This window comes from Tepidimonas sp., from assembly GCF_036825565.1.
Lineage (GTDB): Bacteria > Pseudomonadota > Gammaproteobacteria > Burkholderiales > Burkholderiaceae_C > Tepidimonas.
Genome location: NZ_DAISXZ010000116.1, coordinates 1 through 3,759, shown reverse-complemented (window position 1 = coordinate 3,759; position 3,759 = coordinate 1). Strand labels below are relative to the sequence as shown.

4 protein-coding genes are annotated in these 3,759 nt (G+C 70.6%); 2 read left to right on the top strand and 2 right to left on the bottom strand.

Annotated elements, in window-relative coordinates; genetic code table 11:
* Nucleotides 1-42: 42 nt before the first annotated feature.
* Nucleotides 43-447 (bottom strand): hypothetical protein, encoded by a 405-nt coding sequence (locus tag V7026_RS11170; RefSeq protein WP_334155450.1) that lies wholly within the window; start codon nt 445-447, stop codon nt 43-45.
* 72 nt (nt 448-519) lie between these two features.
* Nucleotides 520-1,485 (bottom strand): hypothetical protein, encoded by a 966-nt coding sequence (locus tag V7026_RS11165; RefSeq protein ID WP_334155449.1) that lies wholly within the window; start codon nt 1,483-1,485, stop codon nt 520-522.
* Between the two features lie 180 nt (nt 1,486-1,665).
* On the opposite strand from V7026_RS11165, the gene V7026_RS11160 reads away from it, so the two are divergent.
* Nucleotides 1,666-3,429 carry a long-chain fatty acid--CoA ligase gene (locus V7026_RS11160; protein WP_334155448.1) on the top strand — a complete coding sequence of 588 codons (1,764 nt, stop codon included), beginning with the start codon at nt 1,666-1,668 and terminating at the stop codon, nt 3,427-3,429.
* Nucleotides 3,430-3,469: 40 nt separating this feature from the next.
* Nucleotides 3,470-3,759: alcohol dehydrogenase catalytic domain-containing protein (locus tag V7026_RS11155; protein WP_443082360.1), on the top strand; the 290-nt coding region annotated here is incomplete at its 3' end.

The window sequence follows — 3,759 nt, the reverse complement described above, 5'->3', positions numbered from 1 at the left end:
CGCCGCGGCTCATCAGGCCGCGGCGACGGAACGCGGGCCGTTTCAGGCGATCGGGGGTTTGTGCGGCGGGGCCATCGCCGGGGTCGGCGGCAGGTGTGCGTGGGTCAGACCCCAGCGATGCGGGACATGGCTGCCCAGCGTCACCGCCAAGGGCGCCGCCATCGCGGTGTTGTGACAAACGTCACACAGGGTGCATCCTGCGTGGGGGTTCTGGGCCGAGTCGTGAGCGGCAGTCCCGTCCGGCGGAGCGGGCGCCGCGTGCCGTTCGGCATCGTGCGCGGGCGCCTCGGCGTGCATCGCGTGGTGCGAGGTCGTGTGGTCCGGTGGGGTCACGGTTGCGGCCACCGATGGCGTTGGTGCGTGGCAGGGCTGCAGCGCCATGGCGTCCGCCGCCCACAACCGCCAGGGCAGCAGGGCCAGCAGCAACAACACCAGTGTTCGACGCATGGTGGCCATCATAGCGGAGGCATGTGTTCCGTGCTGCCAGGCCCCTGTTCAGCCCCACGCGCCAGGCGCCATTCAACGCGGACGCGGCGGCACCGTGTTGACCGCCAGGGTCAGCAGCGCCGCCGCGACGAAGGCAGCGCCGAGCCACGCCAGCCGCTCGAACCCCAGGACGGGGATGGCCGCGCCGCCGATCGCGGAGCCCAGGGCCGTGCCGATGTAGACCATCGAGGCGTTCAGGCTCAACAGCAGGGGGGCCTGGGTGAATGCCACCTCCGCCAACCGGGACTGCTGGGGGGTCATGAGTCCAAAGCCGCATACGGTCCACACCGCAAAGGCGATGGCCGTCCAGGCCAGGTGCCCGGCCGTCCAGGGGACGGCGATCATGGTCAAGAGCAGACAGGTCAACAGCAGCGCAATCGTGCGACGTGGCCCCAGTTGGTCCGCCGCCCAGCCCCCGCCTAGGGTGCCCATCACGCCCGCCGCGCCGATGCCGGCCAGCAGCGCACTCAGCCCGCCCGGGGTGAGCGGATTGAGCGCGAGCTGCACCGGCCCCATGCAGGCGGTCACAACGAAAATGCCCGTGAAATACAGCAGCGTCAGCAGCAGTGCGAGCACCACGTCGCGCTGGCGCAGCACCGTGCCGATGCCGCGCAGCGAGGTCCCGCCGGCGTCCATGTCGGCACGCAGGCGGCGGTGCAACAGCCAGCCAATCAACAGCGCGGCCACCCCCAAGCTGCCGCCAGCAAGCAAGCCCAGCGCCCCCTGCATCACCCACGCCCGCGGCCAGCGGGCCGTGAGCGCCATCAGCAGCGGCGCCAGCACCGCGTTGGCCAGCGCGTAGACGGTCATGGTCTGTCCCGCGGCGCCGACGCTGACCCCCAGTCCATCGGCCACCGGTCCCAGGTAGCCCGTCATGCCGAAGGCCCCGGTGCCGATCACGAAATTGCAAGCCGCAAACAACCACAGCAGCCCCGGCAGTGGCGCGGCGGGCGCCGGGGCGCGTGGTGGTGGGCCGGAGGAGGGCGCGGGGTTGGCCATGGGGGACATGGTAGTCGGCGGCTGCGGTGTGCCCTGGCACGCGGGTGACGGTGCATTGGTCTCGTACGAGACAGGCCCGTCCTTGGCGAGCAGGCTCTGCGCTGTCTATGCTGCACGCCGGCGGTACGGCTCCACCGAACCGCCCCACGACGGCATGACAAGATCCGAGGAGACTGCCCGATGACCACCGCCGAGTCCGCGACCCATCCCCCCAGCGATGCCCCCGGTGCCGGCGACGACCGGCCACATGCCCACGTTTGGCCGGCGCGTGTGCCGCGGACCATCCAGCCGCCCCAGACCTCGCTCTGGTTCAATCTGGAGGTGAGCGCACGGCGGTACCCGGACAAGGCGGCGACGGTGTTTTTCGACCGGGTGATGACCTATCCGGAGCTGCAGCACCAAGCCGAGCGCGTCGCCGCCTGGCTGGCCGCGCGCGGTGTGCGGCGGGGCGACCGCGTGATCCTCTTCCTGCAGAACTGCCCGCAGTTCATCGTCGCTTACTACGGCATTCTGCGGGCCAATGCGGTGGTGGTGCCGGTCAACCCGATGAACAAGGCCGACGAGCTGGGGCACTACATCACCGATCCGCAAGCCCGCGTGGCCATCGCCGCGGCCGACCTGGCCCCCGCGTTGTGCGCGGCCGACGCCGCCCTCCTGCCCGAGCAGCGCCTGCGCGACCTGCTGGTGCTGCACTACCGCGATGCGATGCTCGACGACGCCTTCGACGGCGGTGCCGTGCCCCCCGCCTGGCGCGAGTGGCTGGCCACGCGCCACCCCTTGCCCACGCTGACGCAAGGCCGCGTGGCGGATTGGGCGCAGGCCGTGGCCTGCACCGATCCCCTGCCGCCGCACGAGGTGGGGGCGGACGATCTGGCCGTCTTGCCCTACACCAGCGGCACCACCGGACTGCCCAAAGGATGCATGCATCCGCACCGCACGCTGATGCACAACGCGGTAGCTGCCGCGGTCTGGACCAATGGCACGGCCGAAAACATCGGACTGCTGGTGGTGCCTATGTTCCACATCACCGGCATGGTGGCCGGCATGCACACCAGCGTTTATTTGGGCGCGACGGCGGTGATCATGCCGCGCTGGGATCGGGATCTGGCGGGCCGGCTCATCTCGCGCTGGCGGGTGACGCACTGGATCAACATCCCCACCATGGTGATCGACCTGTTGGCCAGCCCGCATTTCGACCACTACGACCTGTCCAGCCTGGTGTTCATCGGCGGGGGTGGCGCGGCCATGCCCGCGGCGGTCGCGCAACGCCTGCTCGACCAGTTCGGCCTGCGCTGTGTGGAAGGCTATGGCCTGACCGAGACCGCGGCCCCCTCGCACCACAACCCGCCGGACCGGCCGCAGCCCCAGTGTCTGGGGGTGCCCTTCATCGGCTGCGACGCGCGCGTCGTGGACCCCGACACCCTGCAGGAACTGCCCCCCGGCGAGGCGGGGGAGATCGTCGTGAGCGGCCCCATGGTCTTCGACGGCTACTGGCAGCGCCCGGATGCGACGGCGGCCGTGTTCCTCGAGCACCGGGGGCGGCGCTACTTCCGCACCGGGGACGTGGGCCGGGTGGACGACAACGGCTACTTTTTCATCACCGACCGCCTCAAGCGCATGATCAATGCCAGCGGCTTCAAGGTCTGGCCAGCCGAGGTCGAGGCGCTGATGTTCCGCCACCCCGCGATTGCCGAGGCCTGTGTCATCGGCGTGCCGGACGCCTACCGGGGCGAGACGGTCAAGGCCGTCGTCGTGCTGCGCCAGGCGGCGCGCGGCACCGTCAGCGAGGCCGACATCATCGCCTGGTGCCACGAGCACATGGCCGCGTACAAAGCCCCGCGGCTGGTGGAGTTCGTGGACGTCCTGCCCAAGAGCGGCAGCGGCAAGGTGATGTGGCGGCTGTTGCAGGAAGCGGCGCGGACCGCCGCGCCGGCCGCGGCCTGACGTGCCAGAATCCCCCGGACCATCCCTGACGGAGTTGCCCGTGTTCCAAGCCCTGCTGATCGACAAGACCGACGCCGGATACGGCTGCGCGCTGACCGAATTGGCCGACGACCGTTTGCCCGCCGGCGAGGTGACGGTGCGCGTGTCGCACTCCACCCTCAATTACAAAGACGCCCTGGCCATCACCGGGCGCTCGCCGGTGGTGCGGCGGTTTCCCATGGTGCCGGGCATCGACCTGGCCGGCACGGTGGAGGCCAGCGACGACCCGCGCTTTCAGCCCGGTGACGCCGTGTTGCTCAACGGATGGGGCGTGGGGGAGGTGCACTGGGG

Coding starts and splice junctions, on each gene's coding strand:
- V7026_RS11170 (WP_334155450.1), bottom strand. CDS start 447: ATGCGTCGAACACTGGTGTTGTTGCTGCTGGCCCTGCTGCCCTGGCGG.
- V7026_RS11165 (WP_334155449.1), bottom strand. CDS start 1,485: ATGGCCAACCCCGCGCCCTCCTCCGGCCCACCACCACGCGCCCCGGCG.
- V7026_RS11160 (WP_334155448.1), top strand. CDS start 1,666: ATGACCACCGCCGAGTCCGCGACCCATCCCCCCAGCGATGCCCCCGGT.